20 protein-coding genes are annotated in these 23948 nt (G+C 70.6%); 16 read left to right on the top strand and 4 right to left on the bottom strand.

Annotation, left to right across the window (positions count from 1 at the left end; genetic code table 11):
- Positions 1-265 precede the first annotated feature (265 nt).
- From FB465_RS22465 to FB465_RS22450, 4 genes are all read left to right on the top strand, one after another.
- The gene (locus tag FB465_RS22465; RefSeq protein ID WP_145793212.1) at positions 266-4015 is read left to right on the top strand and encodes a multifunctional oxoglutarate decarboxylase/oxoglutarate dehydrogenase thiamine pyrophosphate-binding subunit/dihydrolipoyllysine-residue succinyltransferase subunit; all 3750 of its coding nucleotides are present in this window, start codon (positions 266-268) and stop codon (positions 4013-4015) included.
- 117 nt (positions 4016-4132) lie between these two features.
- On the top strand, positions 4133-4312 hold the full coding sequence (locus tag FB465_RS22460) for a DUF6104 family protein (protein ID WP_030267971.1): 180 nt from the start codon (positions 4133-4135) through the stop codon (positions 4310-4312).
- A gap of 189 nt (positions 4313-4501) precedes the next feature.
- On the top strand, positions 4502-5398 hold the full coding sequence (locus tag FB465_RS22455) for a DUF4097 family beta strand repeat-containing protein (protein ID WP_145793211.1): 897 nt from the start codon (positions 4502-4504) through the stop codon (positions 5396-5398).
- Position 5399: 1 nt separating this feature from the next.
- Positions 5400-6416: a PadR family transcriptional regulator gene (locus FB465_RS22450; RefSeq protein WP_145793209.1), complete on the top strand. Its 1017-nt coding sequence runs from the start codon at positions 5400-5402 to the stop codon at positions 6414-6416.
- Positions 6417-6621: 205 nt separating this feature from the next.
- Here the strand turns inward: FB465_RS22450 and FB465_RS22445 are convergent, their stop codons facing one another.
- On the bottom strand, positions 6622-7584 hold the full coding sequence (locus FB465_RS22445; protein ID WP_145793207.1) for a zinc-binding dehydrogenase: 963 nt from the start codon (positions 7582-7584) through the stop codon (positions 6622-6624).
- A gap of 219 nt (positions 7585-7803) precedes the next feature.
- The gene (locus FB465_RS22440) at positions 7804-9000 is read right to left on the bottom strand and encodes an NAD(P)-dependent malic enzyme (RefSeq protein WP_145797523.1); all 1197 of its coding nucleotides are present in this window, start codon (positions 8998-9000) and stop codon (positions 7804-7806) included.
- 656 nt (positions 9001-9656) lie between these two features.
- Here FB465_RS22440 and FB465_RS22435 point away from each other — a divergent pair.
- The 5 genes from FB465_RS22435 to FB465_RS22415 all read left to right on the top strand — a co-directional run bounded on the left by FB465_RS22435 (position 9657) and on the right by FB465_RS22415 (position 14409).
- The gene (locus FB465_RS22435) at positions 9657-10613 is read left to right on the top strand and encodes an ABC transporter substrate-binding protein (protein WP_246192785.1); all 957 of its coding nucleotides are present in this window, start codon (positions 9657-9659) and stop codon (positions 10611-10613) included.
- A 380-nt stretch (positions 10614-10993) separates the two neighbouring features.
- Positions 10994-11911: an ABC transporter substrate-binding protein gene (locus tag FB465_RS22430; RefSeq protein WP_145793206.1), complete on the top strand. Its 918-nt coding sequence runs from the start codon at positions 10994-10996 to the stop codon at positions 11909-11911.
- A 34-nt stretch (positions 11912-11945) separates the two neighbouring features.
- Positions 11946-12917 (top strand): amino acid ABC transporter permease, encoded by a 972-nt coding sequence (locus tag FB465_RS22425; RefSeq protein ID WP_246192784.1) that lies wholly within the window; start codon positions 11946-11948, stop codon positions 12915-12917.
- A gap of 38 nt (positions 12918-12955) precedes the next feature.
- Complete coding sequence (locus FB465_RS22420) at positions 12956-13708, top strand: amino acid ABC transporter ATP-binding protein (protein ID WP_145797520.1); 753 nt, start codon at positions 12956-12958, stop codon at positions 13706-13708.
- A gap of 110 nt (positions 13709-13818) precedes the next feature.
- Positions 13819-14409: a CGNR zinc finger domain-containing protein gene (locus tag FB465_RS22415; RefSeq protein ID WP_145793204.1), complete on the top strand. Its 591-nt coding sequence runs from the start codon at positions 13819-13821 to the stop codon at positions 14407-14409.
- Here the strand turns inward: FB465_RS22415 and sodX are convergent.
- Positions 14393-14830: a nickel-type superoxide dismutase maturation protease gene (sodX, locus tag FB465_RS22410; RefSeq protein WP_145793202.1), complete on the bottom strand. Its 438-nt coding sequence runs from the start codon at positions 14828-14830 to the stop codon at positions 14393-14395. The two genes, FB465_RS22415 and sodX, sit on opposite strands and share 17 nt — an antisense overlap.
- Positions 14831-15001: 171 nt before the next feature.
- Between sodX and sodN the strand changes: the two genes are divergently transcribed.
- The 7 genes from sodN to FB465_RS22375 all read left to right on the top strand — a co-directional run bounded on the left by sodN (position 15002) and on the right by FB465_RS22375 (position 23413).
- Positions 15002-15400 (top strand): superoxide dismutase, Ni, encoded by a 399-nt coding sequence (sodN, locus tag FB465_RS22405; RefSeq protein WP_145793200.1) that lies wholly within the window; start codon positions 15002-15004, stop codon positions 15398-15400.
- Positions 15401-15800: 400 nt separating this feature from the next.
- Complete coding sequence (locus FB465_RS22400) at positions 15801-20114, top strand: LamG domain-containing protein (RefSeq protein WP_170290663.1); 4314 nt, start codon at positions 15801-15803, stop codon at positions 20112-20114.
- Positions 20111-20542 (top strand): DUF4279 domain-containing protein, encoded by a 432-nt coding sequence (locus FB465_RS22395; RefSeq protein ID WP_246192783.1) that lies wholly within the window; start codon positions 20111-20113, stop codon positions 20540-20542. The genes FB465_RS22400 and FB465_RS22395 overlap by 4 nt, the downstream gene beginning before the upstream one ends.
- A 143-nt stretch (positions 20543-20685) precedes the next feature.
- A complete protein-coding gene (locus FB465_RS22390) occupies positions 20686-21054 on the top strand; it encodes a nuclear transport factor 2 family protein (RefSeq protein ID WP_145793196.1) in 369 nt (122 codons plus the stop codon).
- 84 nt (positions 21055-21138) lie between these two features.
- Positions 21139-21618: a GNAT family N-acetyltransferase gene (locus tag FB465_RS22385; protein WP_145793194.1), complete on the top strand. Its 480-nt coding sequence runs from the start codon at positions 21139-21141 to the stop codon at positions 21616-21618.
- Between the two features lie 234 nt (positions 21619-21852).
- Positions 21853-22266, top strand: a complete 414-nt coding sequence (locus FB465_RS22380; protein WP_145793192.1) for an ATP-binding protein — start codon at positions 21853-21855, stop codon at positions 22264-22266.
- A 115-nt stretch (positions 22267-22381) separates the two neighbouring features.
- On the top strand, positions 22382-23413 hold the full coding sequence (locus FB465_RS22375) for an RNA polymerase sigma factor SigF (protein ID WP_246192782.1): 1032 nt from the start codon (positions 22382-22384) through the stop codon (positions 23411-23413).
- Positions 23414-23508: 95 nt separating this feature from the next.
- Here FB465_RS22375 and FB465_RS22370 read toward each other — a convergent pair whose 3' ends face one another.
- Positions 23509-23919 (bottom strand): hypothetical protein, encoded by a 411-nt coding sequence (locus tag FB465_RS22370; protein WP_145793190.1) that lies wholly within the window; start codon positions 23917-23919, stop codon positions 23509-23511.
- Positions 23920-23948: the final 29 nt, after the last annotated feature.

Below are 23948 nucleotides of genomic sequence, written 5' to 3'. Positions count from 1 at the left end.
GCGAGCGTCAGGACTCCGTCAGGTGTTCGACAGCGACCTCAACCTGCGATATTGTCCGAAATTGTAGGGATTTGCCCCCACAGTGGAGTCGATCGCTTCCCCGCCGGTCGAGCTTTCTAACGCTTGTTTTCGGCCATATTGCAGGTCAGGACTGTGATCTGGACGACGCCTGACCCCCGGGGACTGCGCGATCACTGGTCAGAGGCGTAGCCTTAATCCCCGCTGTCCACCATCCCAAAAGGAAGCGGAAGAGGGCGGTTGCCCCGTGTCGCCACACCCTGAAACCCCCGTCAGCTCGGCAAGCTCCACTGGCTTCGGCCCCAACGAGTGGCTCGTCGACGAGATCTACCAGCAGTACCTCCAGGATCCCAACTCGGTTGACCGAGCCTGGTGGGACTTTTTCGCCGACTACAAGCCCGGTACCGAGGTGACTCCAGTGACCCAGGCCGCGACCCAGGCCGGCCCCACGCCGACCGCCGTTGCCGCCCCTGCCCCTGCTGCTGTTCAGGCGGCGCCCGCCCCCGCTGCTCCGGTCGCCGCCCCCGTGGCCGCACCGGCTCAGCCGGCGCCCGCGCCGCTCGCCGCAGCTCCGGCCGCGCCGCCGGCGCCGAAGGCGGCCGCCCCGGCCGCTGCCGCGCCCGCCGCCGCCGAGGGCCCTGAGCTCGTCCCGCTGCGTGGCCCGGCCAAGGCCGTCGCGACCAACATGGACGCCTCGCTGGAGGTGCCGACCGCGACCTCGGTCCGCGCCGTCCCGGCCAAGTTGCTGATCGACAACCGCATCGTCATCAACAACCACCTGCAGCGCGCCCGTGGTGGCAAGGTCTCCTTCACCCACCTGATCGGGTACGCGCTGGTGCAGGCCATCAAGGCCAGCCCGGGCATGAACCACAGCTACCAGGTGAAGGACGGCAAGTCCTTCCTGGTGAAGCCCGAGCACGTGAACCTCGGTCTGGCCATCGACCTGGTCAAGCCGAACGGCGACCGCCAGCTGGTCGTCGCGGCCATCAAGAAGGCCGAGACCCTCGACTTCTTCGGCTTCTGGCAGGCCTACGAGGACATCGTCCGCCGGGCCCGCGCCAACAAGCTGACCATGGACGACTTCACCGGCGTCACGGTCTCGCTGACCAACCCGGGCGGCATCGGCACCGTGCACTCCGTGCCCCGCCTGATGCAGAACCAGGGCACCATCGTAGGCGTCGGCGCGATGGAGTACCCGGCCGAGTTCCAGGGCTCGTCCCCGGACACCCTGGCCAAGCTGGGCATCTCCAAGATCATGACCCTGACCTCGACCTACGACCACCGGGTCATCCAGGGCGCGGCGTCGGGCGAGTTCCTGCGCACGATCCACCAGCTGCTGCTGGGCGAGCACAACTTCTACGACGAGATCTTCGAGTCCCTGCGGATCCCGTACGAGCCGGTCCGCTGGGCGACGGACGTCGCGACCACCCACGACGACGAGGTCAACAAGACCGCCCGCGTCATGGAGCTGATCCACGCCTACCGGGTGCGCGGTCACCTGATGGCGGACACCGACCCGCTCGAGTACAAGCAGCGTCGCCACCCCGACCTGGACGTCGTCGAGCACGGCCTCACCCTGTGGGACCTGGAGCGCGAGTTCGCGGTCGGCGGCTTCGGCGGCCAGAAGATGATGAAGCTCCGCGACATCCTCGGCCTGCTGCGCAACACGTACTGCCGCACCGTCGGCATCGAGTACATGCACATCCAGGACCCCAAGCAGCGCAAGTGGCTGCAGGAGCGCCTGGAGAAGCCGTACACCAAGCCGGAGCGCGAGGAGCAGCTGCGCATCCTGCGCCGCCTGAACTCCGCCGAGGCCTTCGAGACCTTCCTGCAGACGAAGTACGTCGGCCAGAAGCGCTTCTCGCTGGAGGGCGGCGAGTCCCTCATCCCGCTGCTGGACGCGACCATCGACTCGGCGGCCGAGCACCGCCTGGACGAGGCCGTGATCGGCATGGCCCACCGCGGCCGCCTGAACGTGCTGGCCAACATCGTCGGCAAGCCGTACGGCAAGATCTTCGGCGAGTTCGAGGGCAACCTCGACCCGAAGTCCATGCACGGCTCCGGCGACGTCAAGTACCACCTGGGCGCCGAGGGCACCTTCACCGGCCTGGACGGCGAGACCATCAAGGTCTCGCTCGCCGCGAACCCCTCCCACCTGGAGGCCGTGGACCCGGTCGTCGAGGGCATCGTCCGCGCCAAGCAGGACGTCCTGGACCAGGGCGGCACCTCGTTCCCGGTGCTGCCGATCCAGATCCACGGCGACGCGGCCTTCGCGGGCCAGGGCGTGGTCGCGGAGACCCTGAACATGTCGCAGCTGCGCGGCTACCGCACCGGCGGCACGATCCACCTGGTGGTCAACAACCAGGTCGGCTTCACCGCCGCCCCGGCCAGCAGCCGCTCGTCGATGTACTGCACCGACGTGGCCCGCATGATCGAGGCGCCGATCTTCCACGTGAACGGCGACGACCCAGAGGCCGTGGTCCGCGTCGCGCGGCTCGCCTTCGAGTTCCGCCAGGCGTTCCACAAGGACGTCGTGATCGACCTCATCTGCTACCGCCGCCGCGGTCACAACGAGGCCGACAACCCGTCGTTCACCCAGCCGCTGATGTACGACCTGATCGACAAGAAGCGCTCGGTGCGCAAGCTGTACACCGAGGGTCTGATCGGCCGTGGCGACATCACCATGGAAGAGGCGGAGCAGGCGCTCCAGGACTTCCAGGGCCAGTTGGAGAAGGTCTTCTCCGAGGTCCGCGACGCCGCCTCCGCGCAGGTCGCGCACACCAACGGCAAGCCGGTCGCCGACTTCCCGGTCAACATCCAGACCGGCATCTCCGAGGAGATGGTCAAGCGGATCGCCGCCTCGCAGGTCAACCTGCCGGACTGGCTGACCGTCCACCCGCGTCTGCTGCCGCAGCTGCAGCGCCGCGCGGCCTCCGTCGAGGACAACACCATCGACTGGGCCATGGGCGAGACGCTCGCCATCGGCTCGCTGCTGATGGAGGGTCACCCCGTCCGCCTGGCCGGCCAGGACAGCCGCCGCGGCACCTTCGGCCAGCGCCACGCGGTGCTGATCGACCGGGCCACCGGCGAGGACTACACCCCGCTGCTGTACCTGACCGAGGACCAGGCCCGCTACACCGTCTACGACTCGCTGCTCAGCGAGTACGCGGCGATGGGCTTCGAGTACGGCTACTCGCTGACCCGCCCGAACGCGCTGGTCATGTGGGAGGCGCAGTTCGGTGACTTCGTCAACGGCGCGCAGACCATGGTGGACGAGTACATCGCCTCCGCCGAGCAGAAGTGGGGCCAGCACTCCGGCGTCACCCTGCTCCTGCCGCACGGCTACGAGGGCCAGGGACCGGACCACTCGTCCGCCCGCCCGGAGCGCTTCCTGCAGCTGTGCGCGCAGAACAACATGACGGTCGCGATGCCGACCCTGCCGTCGAACTACTTCCACCTGCTGCGCTGGCAGGCGCACAACCCGCACCACAAGCCGCTGGTCGTCTTCACCCCGAAGTCGATGCTGCGTCTGAAGGCTGCGGCGTCGTCCACCTCGGAGTTCCTCGCCGGCTCGTTCCGTCCGGTCATCGGTGACACCACCGTCGACCCGGCGAACGTGCGCAAGGTGGTCATCACGGCGGGCAAGTTCTACTACGACGTCGAGGCGGCCCGTGCCGAGCGCGGGATCACCGACACGGCGATCGTCCGCGTCGAGCGGCTCTACCCGCTGCCGGTGGCCGAGCTCCAGGAGGAGCTGGCCAAGTACGGCGAGAACGTCCAGTTCGTCTGGGCGCAGGAGGAGCCGGCCAACCAGGGTTCCTGGCCGTTCATCGCGATGAACCTGGTCGACCACCTGCAGGTCGTCATCGGCCGCAGCGCCAACGGCTCCCGCCTGCGTCGCGTCGCCCGTACGGCCTCGTCCGCCCCGGCGGTCGGCTCGGCCAAGCGTCACGCCGCCGAGCAGCAGGCGCTGCTGGAGGAGATCTTCACCATCTGACGCACAGTCGGTTCACGAAGGCCCGGTTCCCGCTTCGGCGGGGGCCGGGCCTTCGTGTCGACCGAGCCCCCGGTCTATCCTGACCTGGTCGAACCCCCATCCGGACCGGAGCACACCGTGTACTTCACCGACCGCGGCATCGAGGAGCTGGAGAGCCGGCGCGGCGACGAGGAGGTCACCTTCGAGTGGCTGGCCGAGCGCCTGCGCGAGTTCGTCGACCTCAACCCGGACTTCGAGATCCCGGTCGAGCGGCTGGCCACCTGGCTGGCCAGGCTCGACGACGAGGACGAGGACTGAGCACAGCTCACAGCTCACAGCTCACAGCTCACAGCTGCAGCCGTCAGGGCCCGGGAGGCGACACCGCCTCCCGGGCCCTCGGCGTTTTCCGTACCGGCTTCCGCGAGGCGCTTGACTTCCGCATCACGCGATATATCGTGTTCTTCAGGGAGACGCGATACATCGCGATTCGCAACGGGAGGAAGCACCATGAGCCAGTGGACGGTCAGCGAACCTGACAAGATCACCATCGACGAGCCGGTCGGCACGCTGCACGTGCGGATCATCAGCGGTGCGGTGAACGTCGTCGCCGCCGAGGGCCCGGCCCGGCTGGAGGTCACCGAGCTGGAGGGCGAGCCGCTGCAGGTCACCCTGGAGAACGGTGTGCTGACGGTCGCCTACAAGGACCTCAGCTGGGGCGAGCTCTCCGAGACCGTGAAGTCGGTGCAGTCCGTCAAGGGCTTCTTCGCCTCGCTGCGCCGCAAGCGCAGGGCCGTGGTCTCGCTGGCCGTCCCGGCCGGTGCGGAGGTCAAGGTGGGCACGGCCTCCGCCGACGTCACGGTCTCCGGCGTCTCGGGCCATGTCGCGGTGCACGGCGCGAGCGGCGAGACCACCCTGGTCGGCCTCTCCGGCCGTACCGAGGCCAACACCGTCTCGGGCAACGTGGACGCCCAGTCGGTCTCCGGGGAGCTGCGCGTCAACACCGTCTCCGGCCACCTGACCGTGGTCGCCGGTACGGCCGACAAGGTGCTCGCCAAGTCCGTCAGCGGCGCCGTCACCCTCGACCTCGACGTCGAGACCGCGGCCGACATCACCGTCACCACCGTCAGCGGCCCGGTCGGCGTCCGGCTGCCCTCGCTCGCCGACACCAAGGTCGAGGCCGGCACCACCACCGGCGACCTCACCAGCACCTTCGACGAGCTCAAGATCGGCGGCTCCTGGGGTGCCAAGCGGCTCTCCGGCGAGCTCGGCTCGGGCTCCGGCAAGCTCCAGGTCACCACCGTCTCCGGCGCCGTGACGGTACTCCGTCGGCCGGACGCCGAGGACGACAAGCCGAGCCTCGTCAAGGAGCTCCCGGGCAGCTCCACCGGCACCGAGGAGGCCTGACATGACCCCCGTCTTCGGCCACGGCCGCCTGCGCCTCTACCTGCTGAAGCTGCTCGACGAGGCCCCGCGCCACGGCTACGAGGTGATCCGACTGCTGGAGGAGCGCTTCCAGGGCCTGTACGCGCCCTCGGCCGGCACCGTGTACCCGCGGCTGGCGAAGCTGGAGAAGGAGGGCCTGGTCGCGCACAGCACCGAGGGCGGCCGCAAGGTCTACCGGCTCACCGCCGCCGGCCGCACCGAGCTGGCCGCCCGTCAGGGCGAGCTGGCCGAGCTGGAGGTCGAGATCCGCGAGTCGGTCGCCCAGCTGGCCGGGGCGATCCGCGAGGACGTCCGGGACAGCGCCAAGGACCTGCGCGAGGAGCTCTGGGGGGAGGCCAAGCAGGCGCCGAGGCCGAAGTCCGAGCCCGGCGGCGACCCGTGGGCCGGGCCGTGGGGGGACAAGGAGTCCTGGCAGCGTGCCAAGGAGGAGTTCGCCCAGTTCAAGACGCAGGCCAAGGAGCAGGCGAAGCGGGCCAAGGAGCAGGAGCGGGCAGCCAAGGCGCAGGCCAAGGCCGCCGAGGAGGAGGCCCGCAGGCTCCGCGAGCAGGCCCGGGCGTCCCGCACCGCCGCCCAGCAGGAGGCCCTGCGGATCAAGCGCCGGGTGGAGCAGCAGGTCCGCGAGCACGCCTCGCGCGGCGACTGGTCCACCGGACTGTCCGAAGGGCTCTCCGAGCTGACCCGGAGTCTGGCGGGCCTGGCGGACGCCGCCAAGTGGGGCCAGCCGCACAGCCCGGAGGAGGAGGCCACCGTCACCCGGATCGACCTCGACAAGGAGGAGGCCACCCCGGCCGACCTCCCCGCCTGGGCCGAGACCGACCCCACCGCCGACCCGGCCCGCGAGCTGGAGCGCCTGCTGGACCGCTTCCGCGACCAGGTCAGGGACGCCGCCCGCGACAGCGGCGTGACGGCTGATCAGCTCACCCAGTCCCGGGCGGCCCTGGCCACCGTGGCCGACCGCATCCGCCGGATTCTGGGCTGAACCTTTACCCCGTGGTGGCGCGGATCATTGTTCGCTCGCAGCAAGGCTGCCAGGCAGCAGCTGTACGGTGAGTACTCCTCCTACCGCAGTGACGGCTTCCGAGGGTGGCTCCGGTGATGCCTGGGAAGAACCCGGCCGAGTGGTGTGAAGAGAAGCTCACCCGTGTCGTGTCCGGCGAGGCCCCGCGTCATTCGGTGGAGCCGGATCAGGGCGTCAGGACGAGCTTGCCGAAGACGTCGCCCTTGGCGAGGCGGGCGAAGGCGTCGCGGGCCTCGGTGAGGGGGAGGGTGGAGTCGATCACCGGGCGGATGCCGGTGTTGGCGCAGAGGGCGAGGAGGCCGGCCAGTTCCTCCTTGGTGCCCATGGTGGAGCCGACGACCTTGAGCTCGAGGAAGAAGATGCGGTTGAGCTCGGTCGCCGGGGGGTTGTGGCCGGAGGTGGCGCCGGAGATGACGATGGTGCCGCCGGGCTTGAGCGACTTGACGGAGTGGGACCAGGTGGCGGCACCGACGGTCTCCATGACGGCGTCGACGCGCTCGGGGAGGCGGGCGCCGCTCTCGAATGCGGCGTCGGCGCCGAGCTCGACGGCCCGGGCGCGCTTGGCCTCGTCCCGGCCGGTGATCCAGACGCGCAGGCCGGCCGCCTTGGCGAGGACGACCAGGGCGGTGGAGACTCCGCCGCCGGCACCCTGGACGAGGATGGTGTTGCCGGGCTTCACGTCCGCCTTGGTGAAGAGCATCCGATAGGCCGTCAGCCAGGCGGTGGGGAGGCAGGCGGCCTCGGCGAAGGAGAGTTCGGCGGGCTTCGGCAGCAGGTTCCAGGTCGGGACGGCGACGCGTTCGGCGAAGGTGCCCTGGTAACGCTCGGTCAGGATCGAACGTGGCTCGTCCGGGCCGACGCCGTGGCCGCTCTGGCCGATCACGGAGTGGATGACCACCTCGTTGCCGTGCTCGTCGACACCGGCGGCATCGCAGCCCAGGATCATCGGCAGCCGCTCGGCGGGCAGGCCGACCCCGCGCAGCGACCACAGGTCGTGATGGTTCAGGGTGGCGGCCTTGACCGTCACCACACTCCAGCCCGGACGGACCTCCGGCTCGGGCCGGTCCCCCAACTCCAGGGCACTCAGCGGGTCGTCGGCGTCGATACGTGCGGCGTAGGCGGCGAACATGCCCCGGACGATAGCGGTGAACGCCCGTGAACCGGAACCACGCACGGGTGTGACCTCCAGCGCGTCGGGCTCGCCGCCGCAAGGAGCGCGGGGTTCACGTACGCAGCCGGGTACCCACAAGGGGCGCGGGGAACTGCGCGCGGCGTCCGGGCCGAAGCCTTCCGCCGCGCGCAGTTCCCCGCGCCCCTGGGGTAAACGCTCCCGCAAGGTTGCCCGTGCCTACCGGCGGGCGACGCCCTCCGCGCGGGCGGCCTCGGCCACGGCCTTGGTGACCGCCGGGGCGACGCGCTCGTCGAACGGGGAGGGGATGACCTTCTGCGCCGTCAGCTCGTCGGCGACCACCGCGGCCAGCGCCTGGGCGGCGGCCAGCTTCATGCCCTCGGTGATCCGGGTCGCCCGGACCTGCAGGGCGCCGGCGAAGATGCCGGGGAAAGCCAGCACGTTGTTGATCTGGTTCGGGAAGTCCGAGCGACCGGTGGCCACCACGGCCGCGTACTTGTGCGCGACCTCGGGGTGGATCTCCGGGTTGGGGTTGGCCATCGCGAAGATGAAGCAGTCCTTCGCCATGGTGGCCACCGCCTCCTCCGGCACGGTGCCGCCGGAGACGCCGATGAAGACGTCCGCGCCGTTCAGCGCGTCGGCCAGCGAGCCCTTGAGCCCGGCCTTGTTGGTGATCCCGGCGATCTCGGCCTTGACGTCCGTCAGGTCGCCCCGGCCCTCGTACACCACGCCGCGCCGGTCGCAGACCGAGACGTCGCCGATGCCGGCCGCGACCAGCATCTTGGCGATCGCGATGCCGGCCGCGCCCGCGCCGGAGATGACGGCGCGCAGCTCGCCGATCTCCCGGCCGGTCACCTTGGCGGCGTTCCACAGCGCGGCCGTGGTCACGATCGCGGTGCCGTGCTGGTCGTCGTGGAAGATCGGGATGTCCAGCGCGTCCTGCAGGCGGCGCTCGATCTCGAAGCAGCGCGGGGCGGAGATGTCCTCCAGGTTGACGCCGCCGAAGGACGGGGCCAGCCGGACGACGGTCTCGACGATCTCGTCCACCTCGGTGCAGGCCAGCGCGATCGGGACGGCGTCCACCCCGCCGAACTGCTTGAACAGGATCGCCTTGCCCTCCATGACGGGCAGGGAGGCCTCCGGGCCGATGTCGCCCAGGCCCAGCACCGCGGTGCCGTCGGTGACGACCGCGACCACGTTGGACTTCCAGGTGTAGTCGTTGACCAGCTCGGGCTGCTCGGCGATCGCGGTGCAGACCCGGGCCACGCCCGGCGTGTAGGCAAGGGACAGGTCGTCCGCGTCGCGCACCGGCACCGTGGCACGCACCTCCATCTTGCCGCCGCGGTGAAGCGCGAAAACGGCGTCGACGGGGTCGTCGGTGTCCTGAGTGCTGGGGTGGATGATCTCCGCTGCCACGATGACCTCTTCAGTCATGATCAGCGAGAGCGCACGGCCGACGGGCGTACGACCCGGCCCGCCGATGCGGGAAACCGGGTACGCCTGGGCGTACCCGGAGCCGGGTCGGGGCGCTGCCGTCGAACGGGCGCCCTCGGGTGAGGGTATGGGGTGTTGTCTGCGCTGTGCTTCCGGTCTGCCAGGGCATCATCCGGTCGGTGCCGGATCTTGAGCCTAGGTCGGACTAAGGCATCGCACCTATGCCTTTTTGTCCTCTTAACGTGCGCGTCATCCCTTGATTGCCACTTGACGACCCCTGGTTTCGGAAGCACCGAGGGGCCTGTGACGGCAATGGCGACTGAGCACGCACACCCGCAGGAGTGAACCAGACACGGAGGGGAGCTGGTGCACCGGATCCAGAGTCGGCGTCTTCGACTTCCGGTCCTGTGCACCCCGAGCCTGTCGCGACTCGGCGGTCTGGTTCGGTTCGGGGGTCACCCGATACCAGATTCTGACACACCCGCCGCCCGGCCCAGCAGAGTGGGATGGCAGGATCCGCTCTCAGCCACCGGTACCCGGCCTGTCGTGCCTCCACGCGAGCGCGGCAGCCGGCCCATCCGCACACCCGCGCGCCTGGTGGCAGACAGCACCACCTCTCCCACAGGAGGAGCACCACCATGCACAGACCGACCCAGCTCAGACCCACCCAGCTCAGACCGGCCCGGCACATGTCCACCCTGGCAGCCGGCCGGGCCGGCGCCGCTCTGGCGGCCGGTTCACTGCTGCTCACCGCCTGCGGCAGCACCGCGGTCACGAAGAACTCCGCGGACGAACTGCGCGGCAGGCTCCCCGCCGCCGTGAAGGCGGCCGGCGTCCTGAAGGTCGGCTCGGACCTCAACTACGCGCCGGTCGAGTTCAAGGACCAGAACTCCGAGGCCGCCGGAATCGACCCGGAGATCGCCGAGGCCATCGGCAAGCAGCTGGGTCTGAAGGTCGAGATCGTCGACACCTCGTTCGACAAGCTCATCCCCGGCCTGCTGGCCAAGCAGTACGACATGGTGATGTCCGCGATGAGCGACAACCGCCAGCGCCGCGAGGGCACGGACGACAGCGGCAAGCAGACCTCCCCCGGCGTCGACTTCGTCGACTACTTCATCGCCGGCACCTCGCTCCTGGTCCAGAAGGGCAACCCCAAGGGCGTCAAGAGCCTCGACGACCTCTGCGGCCACACCATCGCCCTGCAGCGCGGCACCACCCAGGCCGCCATCGCCGACCGGCAGATCGGAGCCTGCGGCAAGACCGGCAAGCCGCTGGTCGTCCATCTCTTCGACACCGACGACCAGGCGCTGGCCGAGGTCGCCACCGGCAGGGCGGTCGCCGACCTGAACGACTACCCGGTGGCCGCGTACGTCGCGCAGCGCAACCAGGCCGGCAAGCAGTTCGAGGTCGCCAGCTCCCAGCTGCAGCCCGGCCCGTACGGGATCGCGCTGACCAAGGAGAACACCGAGCTTCGGGACGTTCTGGCCAAGGCGCTCGACCAGGTCATCCGCAGCGGCGAGTACGACAAGATCCTCGCCAAGTGGAACGTCGGCGCCGGCGCGGCGCAGAACGCGGTCGTCAACGGAGGCTTCTGACGCCCGTTCGCCTCGGCCGGGCCTCCCGGGCTGAGCGACCTCTGGTCCGCATACTTATACACAGGGTGACAGGGGCACGGAATTGCTCCGAATAGCGGACAGTCCGGGCCCCCGTTATCCGATTTTGATCTGAATATGGGTCCGTTCACCGGCACCGGATGGCAGGATTCCCCCAACTCGGATCGCGACAGCCACTTGGTCGAGTCAGTTCGATCGCTCGTCCACCTCGGCGGAGGGTGGCGACGGCACCACCAGGAATGACCTGCACAGACGAACGACCGGCACGGCTCCGTACGACGTTGTGCGGGCCGGTTGGACCCGGTGTGCCGCTCCCCCGCGGCGCGCTTCGCCCGACCTCTCCCACAGGAGGAGATCCCCCCATGACCGCCCGCACCTCGCGCTCCCGCCTCCTCGCGGCCGGCGCCGTACTCGCGTCCGCCTCGCTGGCCCTCACCGCCTGTAGCAGCAGCAAGAGCACCGGCTCCGCGAGCCCGAGCACCACGGTCGCCGCCGTCACCGCCGATCCTTCGCTGGCCGCGCTGGTCCCCGCCGACCTCAAGTCGAGCGGCAAGCTGGTCGTCGGCGCCGACGCCTCGTACGCGCCGAACGAGTTCAAGGACGACAAGGGCAACATCGTCGGCATGGACGTCGACCTGGCCAACGCGATCGCGCAGAAGCTGGGCCTGACGGCCAACGTCCAGAACGCCGACTTCACGTCGATCATCCCCGGTATCACCTCGAACAAGTACCAGCTCGGGATGAGCTCCTTCACCGACACCAAGGAGCGCGAGGCCACGGTCGACATGGTGACCTACTTCTCCGCCGGCACCGCCGCAGCGGTCAAGTCCGGCAACCCGGACAAGATCACCGACGACCTCTGCGGCAAGAAGGTCGCCGTCCAGACCGGCACCACCCAGGCCGACTCGATCAAGGACGTCATCAACCCGGCCTGCGTCAAGGCCGGCAAGCCGACCATCCCGAACGACGGAGACAAGTTCGCCCTGCAGACGGACGTCACCACCGCTGTGGTGTCCGGCCGCGACCAGGTCATGTTGGCGGACTCGCCGGTCATCGACTACGCGATCAAGCAGACCAACGGCCAGCTGCAGAAGCTCGGCGCGACCACCGACACTGCCCCGTACGGCGTCGTGGTGGCCAAGGGCTCGCCCCTGTCCAAGGCCGTCCAGGGCGCCATCACCGCCCTGATGGCAGACGGCACCTACAAGCAGATCCTGTCGAAGTGGGGCGTCGAGGCGGGTGCGATCAACAGCTCCACGATCAACGGCGCCACCAGCTGACCGTCTTTCTGAACCCACCCCCTGAGGTCACACTGTGAACCCTTCCGATCAGGGGGCGACCCCGGGACGGCCTGACTACATCAAGGCCGTCCCGGTGCGCCACCCCGGACGTTGGGCCGGAGCCGTCGTCATCGCGGTCCTCGCGGCGATGCTGTTCCACGCCCTGAAGTACAACCCCGCCTTCCACTGGGACATCGTCGGGAACTACCTCTTCGACTCGAGCATCCTGCACGGCCTCGGGGTCACCCTGGAGCTGACCGCGCTGTCCATGCTCATCGGCGTGGTCGGCGGCGTCGTCCTCGCGGTGATGCGGCTGTCGCCCAACCCACTGCTCTCCGGCAGCGCCTGGGTCTACATCTGGGTGTTCCGCGGCACGCCTGTCCTGGTCCAGCTGCTGTTCTGGAACTTCCTCGGCGCCCTGTGGGCGAAGATCTCGATCGGTGTCCCGTTCGGCCCGGCCTTCTGGTCCGAGAACACCAACTCGCTGATCCCGGTTTTCACGGCAGCCCTGCTCGGCCTCGGCCTCAACGAGGCCGCCTACATGGCGGAGATCGTCCGTGGTGGCATCCAGTCCGTCCCCGAGGGACAGACCGAGGCCTCGCACGCGCTCGGTATGAGCCAGTTCGCCACGATGCGGCGCATCATCCTGCCGCAGGCGATGCGGGTGATCATCCCGCCGACCGGCAACGAGACCATCTCGATGCTGAAGACCACCTCGCTGGTGTCGGTGATCTCGCTGGAGGAGCTGCTGCGAGCCGGTCAGAACATCTACTCGCGCACCTTCCAGACCATCCCACTGCTGATCACGGTCAGCCTCTGGTACCTGTTCCTGACGTCTATCCTGACAGTGGGCCAGTACTACATCGAGCGGTACTACGCGCGCGGGGCCAACCGGGTCCTGCCGCCCACCCCGCTCCAGCGCCTGCGCGGTCTCTTCACGCGCAAGCCCACGCCGCACGCCGAGCACGACGTCGTCACCGGCGTCGAGGGAGGTGGCCACCTGTGAGCGACCTGACGAAGGCAACGGCCGATTCTGCGGCCCCCATGGTCAAGGCCGAGGGCGTGCACAAGTCGTACGGCCTGATCGAGGTACTCAAGGGCATCAACCTGGAGGTCAGGAAGGGCGAGGTGTTCTGCCTGGTCGGCCCCTCCGGCTCCGGCAAGTCGACCTTCCTGCGGTGCATCAACCACCTGGAGAAGATCAACGCCGGCCGGCTCTCGGTCGACGGCGAGCTTGTCGGGTACCGCGAGAAGGGCGACCGGCTCTACGAGCTCAGGGACCGCGAGGTGTCGCTCAAGCGCCGCGACATCGGCATGGTCTTCCAGCACTTCAACCTCTTCCCGCACATGACCGCCCTCGACAACGTGATCGAGGCTCCGGTACAGGTCAGGGGCGAGAGCAAGTCCGCCGCCAAGGAGCGGGGGATGCAGCTCATGGAGCGGGTGGGCCTGGCCGACAAGGCCCGCAACTACCCCTCACAGCTCTCCGGCGGCCAGCAGCAGCGGGTCGCGATCGCCCGTGCACTGGCGATGCAGCCGAAGCTGATGCTCTTCGACGAGCCCACCTCGGCGCTCGACCCCGAGCTGGTCGGCGAGGTCCTCGACGTCATGCGCGGTCTCGCCGAGGAGGGCATGACGATGATCGTCGTCACCCACGAGATGGGCTTCGCCCGCGAGGTCGGCGACGCGTTGGTCTTCATGGACGACGGCGTGGTGGTCGAGTCCGGCAGTCCGCGCGACGTGCTCACCAACCCGCAGGAGGAACGGACCAGGGCCTTCCTGTCCAAGGTCCTCTGACACCGTTGTCGTTTCGGCGCCTGCCGCACCCGTGGCAGGCGCCGCCGCGCGTCCGCCATTGGTAATACCCTGGGGGCAGCTCACCCGTTACCGCCCCTGGAAGGACCACCGTGGAGCTCGCCTCGTACGCCGACTACGCCGTCCGGCTGGTGAACAGCGAGGAGCCCGAGCGCGGCACCGACGCGCTGACCTCGGTGGACGCCGTACGGGCCCTCTTCGGTACCCCCTCCCGGGCCGCCGCCATCGCCGACGAGGCCGACCTGCCGCGGCTGCGGGCCGTCCGGACCAGGCTGCGCGGGGTCTTCGAGGCCGCCGCGGAGGGCGACGAGGTCCGTGGGGTGGACCTGCTCAACAGCCTGATGGTGGAGTACCCCGTCAGCCCGCTGGTCTCCGGCCACGACTACCTGGACGAGGCCGGCCGGCCCCGCTGGCACCTGCACCTGGCCGACAACGCGCCCACCGCCGCCGCCAACTACACCGCGGTGGCCTGCATGGGCCTGGCCATCCACCTCACCGAGCTCGGCGCCGACCGGCTCGGCATCTGCCAGGCCGCGCCCTGCCGCAACGCCTACCTGGACACCTCCACCAACCGCTCGCGCCGCTACTGCTCCGACCGCTGCGCGACCCGCGCCAACGTCGCCGCGTACCGGGCCCGCAAGCGGGAAGAGGCCAAGCGGGCCACGCTCACAGCTCAAGGCTGAGCGGCCGGTGCACCCCCAGCCGGGCCGCCAGCCAGGGCGCCCGGGCCAGCGGTCCGCTGGTCAGTGCACGCTCCAGCCAGACCGTCGGGGCCAGCCAGGCCGGGCGGGGCCGGATCCGCAGCAGCACGCGTCCGAGCACCAGTTCGTCCGGTACCGGCCCGTACTCCCGGCTGTCGGTGTGCACGCCCTGGTTGTCGGACAGCAGCCACCACCCGCGCGGACGGCGCTCGGCGGCCCGCTTCACCACCAGCAGGTCCTGCCGCAGCGGGTGCCGGAACAGCACCACGGCACCCGGCCTGATCCGCGCGCCGTACCGGACCAGGACGTGGTCCCCGTCGTGCAGTGACGGGCGCATCGACGGGCCCACCACGTCGATCACCCCGAACGGCAGCAACCCGCTGCTCTCCTGCCTCGTTGTCATCCGATCACCCCTGACTCCGCGTCCAGTGTCCAGCATGGCCCGGGCCGCGGACCCGTCCGAAATCTACCGGTTCGGGCTCCGCCTTTTGCCCTAGGCACCCGGCCCTGCGGCGAAACGGACGGGGCGGAGGGGTAATCTCAGCGCGGGAAGACGATCTAAGGAAGGACTCCCATGTTCTCTCGTCTGTTTGCACCGCGCGCCACTGCGCACGCCCACTGCGACCTGCCCTGCGGTGTGTACGACCCGGCCCAGGCCCGCATCGAGGCCGAGTCCGTGAAGGCCACTCAGGAGAAGTACCAGGCCAACGAGGACTCGCACTTCCGGGCCCGCGCCATCGTCATCAAGGAGGAGCGCGCCGAGCTGGTCAAGCACCACCTCTCCGTGCTGCACACGGACTACTTCAAGGCCCCGCACTTCGAGGCGTACCCGCAGCTGCACGAGCTCTTCAACAACGCCGGCAAGGCCGCCTCGGCCGCCAAGGCGTCCACCGACCCGGCCACCGGCCAGGCGCTGCTCGACCTCATCGCCCAGATCGACGCGATCTTCTGGGAGACCAAGAAGGCTGCCTGAGCCACCGGCTCGCCGCATCCGGCACCAGCACCGACCGCACCCGGTCCGCGGGGCTCCACCTCGGAGCGCCGAAGGCCGGGTGCGGTCGTGTTCCCGGCACAGACCTGATGACGCGGACCTGATGAGGCCGACCTGATGGCGCAGGCCCGATGACCGCACCCCCCGTCCGGCGGGGAGCTCCCCCCGCCGGACGGGGGTGCCGTTCCCGGATCTCCGCGTGTGAGTATTCGCATGCCCTCGGGGGGTGGGCCCAGATCTGACGCTTGATCAGCGCACGGCGCTCTGCGACGCCGCCGCCGCCTCCTGGGGCGAAGTGATCCCCACTCAGGAGAACGGCGACACAATGCACAGGAAAGTCCCGATAAGGGCAGGCCGGGTACGTCGTGCCCTGGCCCGGGCGATGACCGTCACCGCCCTCGCGACGGCCACGTCGCTGGTGATGTCGGTGGCCCACGCCGTCCCCCAGCAGGTCGCGCCGAAGGCGGCCGATCCGGCCCCGGGCCACGCGGTCAACGGCGAGCTGGCCCACTACGACTTCGAGTGGAGCGAGCCGGACTACACCCCGAACACCATCGAGGGCGGCCCCCGGGCAGCTCACCACAACGGCGTGTTCGCCGGTGCGCGGACCGACAACGAGGCGATCTGGGGCAACCTGGGCTCCGGCGGCCGGACGCTGCGCCTCGACGGTGTGGACGACTACCTGTCCGTCCCGGTCACGCTGCCCACCGACCAGTCCTTCACGGTCTCGGCCTGGGTGCAGCTCGGCAAGGCTCCCGGCCAGTCGTACTCGGTGATCACCCAGCCGGGCAGCCGGGTGTCCGGCTTCTACCTGAAGGTGAATCCGGACGGCAAGCCGGTGTTCGGAATGCCGCGGGCCGACTCGGAGACGACCGGCTGGGACGCGGCGAACGGCACCGCGGTGGTGGCCGGCGCGAACGACTGGACCCATCTCACCGGCGTCTACGACTCGGCCGCCGCCCAGATCCGGCTGTACGTGAACGGCGCCCTGGCGTCGACCGCCGCGCACACCGCGACCTGGCAGGCCGCTGGTGAGGTCCAGGTCGGCCGGGGTCTCCGGGCCGGCACGCCCGGCGACTACTTCCCGGGCCGGATGGACGAGGTCCGGCTCTGGCAGCGCGCGCTGCCGGACATCGAGGCCTCGGCGGTGGCGATCCCGGACGCCCAGATGCGCAGCGACCGGTGCGTCACCGGGAACTGGCTGCACGCGGGCGGTCCGAAGGTGAAGGCGGTGGCGGCGCAGAGCCTGGCCGCCGGCCGAGCCGTGGACACCCGCCAGGCGGTGTTCACCTGGGGCATGGGCACGCTGGGCAACGCCCGGATGGACGACCAGAACGACCAGCGGGCCGCCAACCAGGCGCAGACCGCGCGGCAGGACGTCTGGGCCAAGGTGACCACGCCCTACGCGGTCCACACCTCCGACTACATGACGTTCCTGCACGCGCCGGAGTACGGCAAGGCGATGCGGGACTTCCTGCTGGACAGCGGGGAGAAGAACTTCGACGGCCCGCCGCCGCCCAAGCCGACGCAGGCCGCGCTCGACCGGGCGATCGCGATCCTGAAGGAGCGCAGGGCCGCCACCGCGGACCAGCCCTGGGGCGGCATCTACGGCTTCTACGCCTCCGAGGACTGGCTGAAGTCGCTGTCCTCGTACCAGATCGCACGCTGGATCCGCCTGGGCGGGTTCCCGTCCGCGGCTCCGGCGAAGGACTCGGTCGAGTTCCGGATGGAGGTCGAGGACCTCAAGATCCAGTGGGCCGGGTGCGACACCACCGAGCCGCTGGACCCGCTGCACCTGTTCGACGAGGTGGTCGCCACCGCGAACGCCGAGTGGCAGGCCGAGCAGGCCGCGCAGGCCAAGCAGCGCGCCGACATCGCGGCCGCCGACATCCAGGCCAACAAGGACGTCCGGACGGCGTCGAACGCGATGGTCGAGGCCCAGGGCCAGGCGTACATCGTGAGCCGGATGCTGGTCTTCCAGAAGTACTGGCAGGGCAGGCCGAAGACGGACTCGGACTACCCGAAGCCGGCCCAGTTCACCCAGGCCACCACAGAGATGGCCAACGCGAAGAAGGCGATCTCCGCCCAGCTGGCCGTCGCGCAGAAGGCCGCCGCCTCGGCGAAGACCCAGGCCGACCGGGCGAGCGCCGCGCAGACCGAGGCCGGGAAGATCGCGGCCGCCAACGGCACGCCGTACGGACGCGGTCTGACCTACGCGCTGCAGTCGGCGCAGGTGACCAAGGCCGAGGCCGCCGCCGCGCAGTCCGCCGCCAAGGCGGTCGAGGCGACCCTGAACGCCGTCTCGGCCACCCAGGCCGACAGCAAGGCGCTCTACTCCCTCGGTGACACCCAGTCGCACGCGGCCAAGGCCGAGTTCCAGCGCGCGGCCGCACAGGAGGCCGCCGACCAGGCCCACGCCGCCGCCGCGGCCGCCGCCACCCAGGCGGACCGGGCCGCCCAGGCCGCCGCCCGCGCCAAGGCGGACAAGGAGAAGGCCCAGCAGGCCGAGCAGACCGCGAAGGCCGCTGCCGCCGATGCCCACGAGAAGCGGGCCGTCGCGGACCAGGAGCGCGCCAACGCCGCCGACGCCCGCGCGCGGGCGGACGCCGAACGGACCAAGGCCGCCCAGGCCGAAGCCACCGCCCAGAGCCAGCGGGCCAGTGCCGCAACCGCGCTGAGTGCCGCTCAGACCGCCGGTCAGACCGCCGCCGACAAGGCGGCGGCGGCCGAGGCCGCCGAGAGCAGGGCCTCCGTGGCCCGGGACGCCGCGCTGGCCGCCGAGGCCAACCGGAACTCCACCGCTGCCCGGCAGAAGGCGCTGGAGGCCGCGGCGGCCGCCGCCGAGGGCACCGCCGACGCGCAGGAGACCCGCCAGGCGGCGAACGACGCCAAGACCGCCGCCGGCCAGGCCACCAGTGCCGCGTCCGGCGCCCGGTCGGCCGCGAACGACGCGAGCGCCGCCGCGGTCGCCGCCCGTACCGCCGCGACCCAGGCCGAGGGTGCGGCCTCCCGCGCCAGGGCCGCATCCGAGGCGGCACAGGCGGACGCCGCCATCACCGCAGCCGCGGCCGCGACCTCGCACGCCGCCGCCGCCGACGCCATCGCGGCCTCCGAGCAGGCCGCGCAGAACGTCAAGAACGCGAACGAGCAGGTCCAGAAGGCGGGCGCGGCCGCCGCGCAGGCCCGGGTCGCCGCGGCCGCCTCCCGCAAGGAGGCCGACCAGGCCGCCGTCGACAGTGCCCGTACGGCCGGTCAGGCCTTCGCGGCGGCTCAGGCCGCGGCGGCGGCGCGCGATGCGGCGTCGTCCGCGATCCGCGCCGGCAACGACGCCATCGCGCTCGGCACCCCGTTCCGGGAGACCGACTCCTCGGCGGCGCTCGCCGTCCTGGTCGGTCAGAGCGGCAAGACCCTGGCGCAGCAGCAGGCGGACGTGGCCAAGGCCCGCGCCGACGAGGCGGCGAAGGCCGCCAAGGACGCTGCCGCTCTGGCGGCCAAGGCCGACGCCGACGCCAAGGCGGCGGCCCAGGCCAGTGCCAACGCCGCGGCCGACGCCGCGAGTGCCGCGAAGTCGCTGCAGAGGGCACGCGAGTCCGCCGCCCAGGCGGCGAGCGACGCCGAGGCGACCAAGCTGGCCGACGCCAACACCGGCAAGTACGACATGCAGGCGCAGACCGATGCGTTCTACGCCTCGATCTCCGCCCGCGACGCGACCACCGACGCGACCGCCGCCCGCTCCTCGGCCACCGCCGCCGAGCAGGACGCCGCAAGTGCCCGCAGGGCCGCGAGCGCGGCCGAGAGCGACGCGGCCACCGCACGCTCCACGGCGACCCGGGCCGACCAGGACGCCGTCGCGGCCGAGAAGGCCGCCGCCAACGCCCGCAGCGACGCCGAACAGGCGGATCAGGCGGCCACGCGTACCGAGGAGAAGGAACGGGCCGACGAACTGGCGGCCCGCCAGGCGGCGATGGCCTCCGACGGCAGCAGCCCGGGCCCGGAGCTGACCGCCGACGAGGAGAAGATCCTGCTGGCCCAGTGCGGCCAGAGCTGCGTGGACGCCTACCGCAAGGCCCGTGCCGAGGCCTCGCAGGACGTCCTCGACTGGGTCAAGGAGAACGGCGGTCAGATCCTCCTCGACGTGCTGGGCGTCACCGATGCCAAGAAGTGCTTCGCGGACGGGGACGTCGAGGGCTGCCTCTGGACGCTGGTCAACGTGGGCAGCCTGATCGTCGTGATCGGCAAGCTGCCGGCGGTCAGCAAGGCCATCGTCAGGATCAGCGGCGGCATCGCGAAGTTCTTCGAGGAGACCGAGGCCGCCAAGCGGGTCCTCGACCGGGCCCGCAAGCTCATCGAGCGGGCCAGGAAGGCGCCGGGCTGCCCGGTCAAGGCGGTGACGAAGGCCGCGTCGGCGAAGTCCGCGCACACCGCCGTCGCGCCGCGCGCCGCCACCTGCGGGTTCATCGCCGGTGAGATCCCGGACGCGGCCGCGATCGACCGTGGTTCGCTGGTCAAGATCAAGGAGAAGCAGCTGGAGAAGGCACTCGCCTCGCTCGGCGAGGACCCGCACGGCTTCAAGGAGGACTGGGTCGGCAAGGCCGTCTCCCGGTTCGACGCGGTGCGCGACGGCGCGGGCCGCATCATCCTGATGAGCAAGGACGGAAAGATCCTGGTGCCGACGAACTACAGGTACATCCCGTGAGCGCGTTCCAGATGTACGTCCGGGTCGTCAGCTCCTCGCTCCAGCCGTCGGACATCACCGCGCGGCTGAACGCGGAGCCTGACGAGTCGTCGGCGATCGGCAGCCGCCGCCGTCCCGAGCTTCCTCCGCGCGGTCACACCAGCTGGATCCGACGCGCCGTCGCTCCCGAGGCCGGTGCCAGGCCGGAGGATCTCGAACCGTCCGTCCTGGCCTGGGGTACGGAGTTCGCCGCCGCGCTGGGCGCCCTCGCCGAGAGCGGGGCGGCCGACGTCTCGCTGGTGATCGTCCAGCGGATCCAGGACCCGGACGGTACCGCGGAGAAGGGCATCTTTCTCGGCGCGGAGCTGATCAGGTGGCTGGCCACGGCCGGAGCGTCGCTCGACGTGGACCAGTACGTGCTCCACGAGTGCGAGCAGTCGCAGGACTGACACCCGCCTCGCACAGGCCCGGTCGTCGGCGGCGCCGACGGCCGGGCCTTCCCCGGGTGCCGCTCCTGCGGTGCGGCGTACGCTCATGGGTACGGGTCGAATCGCCCGGGTCCGGCTCGTCCGAACGAGCGAAGGAGACCATCATGAGCAGCATGGCGGCACCCACCGCCTTCGACACCGAGGCCCTGCGCCGGGGCATCGAGGGGCCCGACGCCTCGGCCCTGCTGACCCTGTACTCGGACGACGCCGAGATCCGCATGGTGGACCACCAGACCCAGCCCAGCCACCCCAAGGTGATGCACGGGCGCTCCGCGATCTCCGAGATGCTGAGCGACGTGTACGGCCGGGAAATGACGCACAAGCTGGAGAGCGTGCTGGTCGACGGCGATCACGTGGCGTTCATGGAGTCCTGCGAGTACCCCGACGGCACCCGGGTGCTGGTCACCTCGGTGGCGGACCTCCGGGACGGCCGGATCGTCGACCAGACCTCCGTCCAGGCCTGGGACGAGTAGCCGCACCCCGTGCCGGCCCGGTGCTCCGCACGACCGTCGCGAGGACAGTCCCGCCAGGTCGGTGCCGCCGAGTACGCTCGCCGTATGATCCGCACCGCCGAAATCACCGACGTCCCCGTCATCCACTCGATGATCCGCGAGCTCGCGGAGTACGAGAAGGCCCTGCACGAGGCCCAGGCCACCGAGGAGCAGCTGCGCGAGGCGCTGTTCGGGGACGACCCGGCCGTCTTCGGCCTGATCGCCGAGGACGACGCGAGCGGCGAGCCGGTGGGCTTCGCGCTCTGGTTCCGCAACTTCTCGACCTGGCGCGGCACCCACGGCATCTACCTGGAGGACCTCTACGTCCGGCCGAGCGAGCGCGGTGGCGGCCACGGCAAGGCCCTGCTGACGGAGCTGGCCCGGATCTGCGTGGAGCGCGGGTACTCGCGGCTGGAGTGGTCGGTGCTCGACTGGAACGAGCCGTCCATCGGCTTCTACAGGTCGCTGGACGCGGTCCCGATGGACGACTGGACGGTCTTCCGGCTCACCGGCGAGGCACTCGACGCGCTCGGCGCGGGGCAGTAGAAACGGGTCCGGGTTCGCTCGTTCCCGTGACGGTGGTCGGAGATCGCGACATACGCCCATGGATCGCGGTAACGTCTCGGGCGGATGCGCGGCGTTCCGGCCTCTCCCGGGTGGGTATGACCGCTACGTACCGCACCACCCCTCTGGACAGTTGGGGCGAAGCAGTTGAGCCAAGCAACAGGAAGTGCCGCGGCCGCCGAGCCGCAAGCACCGCGCGTCACCCAGGAGGTGAGGGTGTCCCAGATCGACGGCGAGCCCGGAGTGAAGGACTTCGTAGAGGTCCGGCTGCCCGCGGCCGGGGCGTACCTCTCGGTGCTGCGAACGGCCACGGCCGGCCTCGCGGCCCGGCTGGACTTCACTCTCGACGAGATCGAGGATCTCCGGATCGCGGTGGACGAAGCCTGCGCCATCCTGCTTCAGCAGGCGGTGCCGGGTTCCGTTCTGAGCTGCGAGTTCCGGCTGGTCGGGGACTCGCTCAGAGTCACCGTCTCGGCACCGACCACCGACGGCCGGGCCCCCGAGCGGGACACCTTCGCCTGGACGGTGCTCTCCGCACTGGCCGGCGAGGTGGAGTCCTCGGTCGGCGCGGACAACACGGTGAGCATCAGCCTGCACAAGAAGCGCGGCGGAGCACCTGCCCAGCTGTGAGGGCCGGCCGTGAAGCCGTACGTTCGGCGCCACCCGCGCCGCGCGTACGGCTCCCCCGTACCGCCTTGCGGTACAACCCAAGTGAAGTGCTCCCGGAACGGAACGGGTGATCGCCGTGAGTGATCTGGACCGCACAGGTGCAGCCGGGAGCCCGGCCGCCACCGCCGACGTGGCCGTGCCGCCCCAGGCGAGCGCCGCCGCCCCGTACGACGCCCGAACCGCCGTAGACGACGTGCACCCGAAGGACGCCCATCGGATGAGCCAGCCGACCGATCCGACGCCGGAGCAGGAGCAGGAGCAACCGGCCGAGGAGGTGCCGACCGACGAGGACCTGCAGGCCGCCGCCGAGGTGGTCCGCGGTGCGGTCCCCGCACAGGCCCACCGCTCCGGTGCGCCGGACCGGGAGGCCGCGCGGGCGCTGTTCGTCCGGCTGTCGGCGCTCCCTGAGGGATCGCCCGAGCGGGTCGAGCTGCGCAACCAGCTGGTCCGGATGCACATCCCGCTGGTCGAGCACCTGGCCAGGCGGTTCCGCAACCGCGGCGAGCCGCTGGACGACCTGACCCAGGTCGCCACCATCGGCCTGATCAAGTCGGTGGACCGCTTCGACCACGAGCGCGGGGTGGAGTTCTCCACGTACGCCACCCCGACCATCGTCGGCGAGATCAAGCGGCACTTCCGGGACAAGGGCTGGGCGGTCCGGGTCCCGAGACGGCTGCAGGAGCTCCGGCTCTCGCTGACCACGGCGACCAGCGAACTCTCCCAGCGGCACGGACGCTCGCCCACGGTGCACGAGCTGGCGGAGCACCTCGGGATCTCCGAGGAGGACGTGCTGGAGGGCCTGGAGTCCGCCAACGCGTACAGCACGCTCTCGCTGGACGTACCGGACAGCGACGACGAGTCGCCCGCGGTGGCGGACACCCTGGGGGCGACGGACGAGGCCCTGGAGGGCGTCGAGTACCGCGAGTCGCTCAAGCCTCTGCTGGCTCAGCTGCCCCCGCGGGAGCAGAAGATCCTGGTGCTGCGGTTCTTCAGGAACATGACGCAGTCTCAGATCGCGGCCGAGGTGGGCATCTCACAGATGCACGTGTCCCGACTGCTGGCCCGCACCCTGGCGCAGCTGCGGGAGAAGCTCCTCGTCGAGGAGTGAGGGCTCACTGACAGGGGCGCGGGGAACCGCGCGCAGCGGAAGGCTCAGGACCGGACCTTCCGTCTCGCGCGGTTCCCCGCGCCCCTGTCGGTGCGCTAGCGATCGCCGTAGAGGGCCTGGGTGACCTTCGGGTTGAGCAGCGACACGATGCCGGCCAGGCCGAGCAGGGCGACGACCACCGCGACGACGGCCACCGCGCCCCCGGGCTGCCACATGTAGTAGGCGACCGGCAGGCAGATCGAGTTGGTCAGCACGGCCGGGCTGCGCCCCCAGCGGCGGAGCTTCAGCAGGGACCAGCCGGCCAGCAGCGGCAGCAGCCCCATCAGCAGCAGCACCACACCGCCGGCCTCGCTGCGGCCGAGCGCCACCGGGTCGCCGAGCAGCCCGGTGATCATGTCGTAGATCCCCCAGCCGGCCAGCGCGGCCCCCTCCAGCGCGGTGATGACGGCGCCGACGAGCAGCGGGGTGGGCCTGGCGGGGCTCTGGGCGATGGTTTCTGCGGTCACTCCAGCAGGGTAACCGCCGGTCCTCCCGT

Source organism: Kitasatospora atroaurantiaca (genome assembly GCF_007828955.1).
In the GTDB taxonomy this organism is placed as follows: Bacteria; Actinomycetota; Actinomycetes; order Streptomycetales; family Streptomycetaceae; genus Kitasatospora; species Kitasatospora atroaurantiaca.
The sequence above is the reverse complement of the archived record's forward strand: the minus strand, read 5'-3'. Positions and strand labels throughout refer to the sequence as shown.

Excerpts from the sequence above, each read along its gene's own strand:
- FB465_RS22455 (WP_145793211.1), top strand. The coding sequence starts at position 4,502 with ATGAGCCAGTGGACGGTCAGCGAACCTGACAAGATCACCATCGACGAG.
- FB465_RS22450 (WP_145793209.1), top strand. The coding sequence starts at position 5,400 with ATGACCCCCGTCTTCGGCCACGGCCGCCTGCGCCTCTACCTGCTGAAG.
- FB465_RS22445 (WP_145793207.1), bottom strand. The coding sequence starts at position 7,584 with ATGTTCGCCGCCTACGCCGCACGTATCGACGCCGACGACCCGCTGAGT.
- FB465_RS22435 (WP_246192785.1), top strand. The coding sequence starts at position 9,657 with ATGCACAGACCGACCCAGCTCAGACCCACCCAGCTCAGACCGGCCCGG.
- FB465_RS22430 (WP_145793206.1), top strand. The coding sequence starts at position 10,994 with ATGACCGCCCGCACCTCGCGCTCCCGCCTCCTCGCGGCCGGCGCCGTA.
- FB465_RS22420 (WP_145797520.1), top strand. The coding sequence starts at position 12,956 with ATGGTCAAGGCCGAGGGCGTGCACAAGTCGTACGGCCTGATCGAGGTA.
- sodX (WP_145793202.1), bottom strand. The coding sequence starts at position 14,830 with ATGACAACGAGGCAGGAGAGCAGCGGGTTGCTGCCGTTCGGGGTGATC.
- sodN (WP_145793200.1), top strand. The coding sequence starts at position 15,002 with ATGTTCTCTCGTCTGTTTGCACCGCGCGCCACTGCGCACGCCCACTGC.
- FB465_RS22400 (WP_170290663.1), top strand. The coding sequence starts at position 15,801 with ATGACCGTCACCGCCCTCGCGACGGCCACGTCGCTGGTGATGTCGGTG.
- FB465_RS22390 (WP_145793196.1), top strand. The coding sequence starts at position 20,686 with ATGAGCAGCATGGCGGCACCCACCGCCTTCGACACCGAGGCCCTGCGC.
- FB465_RS22385 (WP_145793194.1), top strand. The coding sequence starts at position 21,139 with ATGATCCGCACCGCCGAAATCACCGACGTCCCCGTCATCCACTCGATG.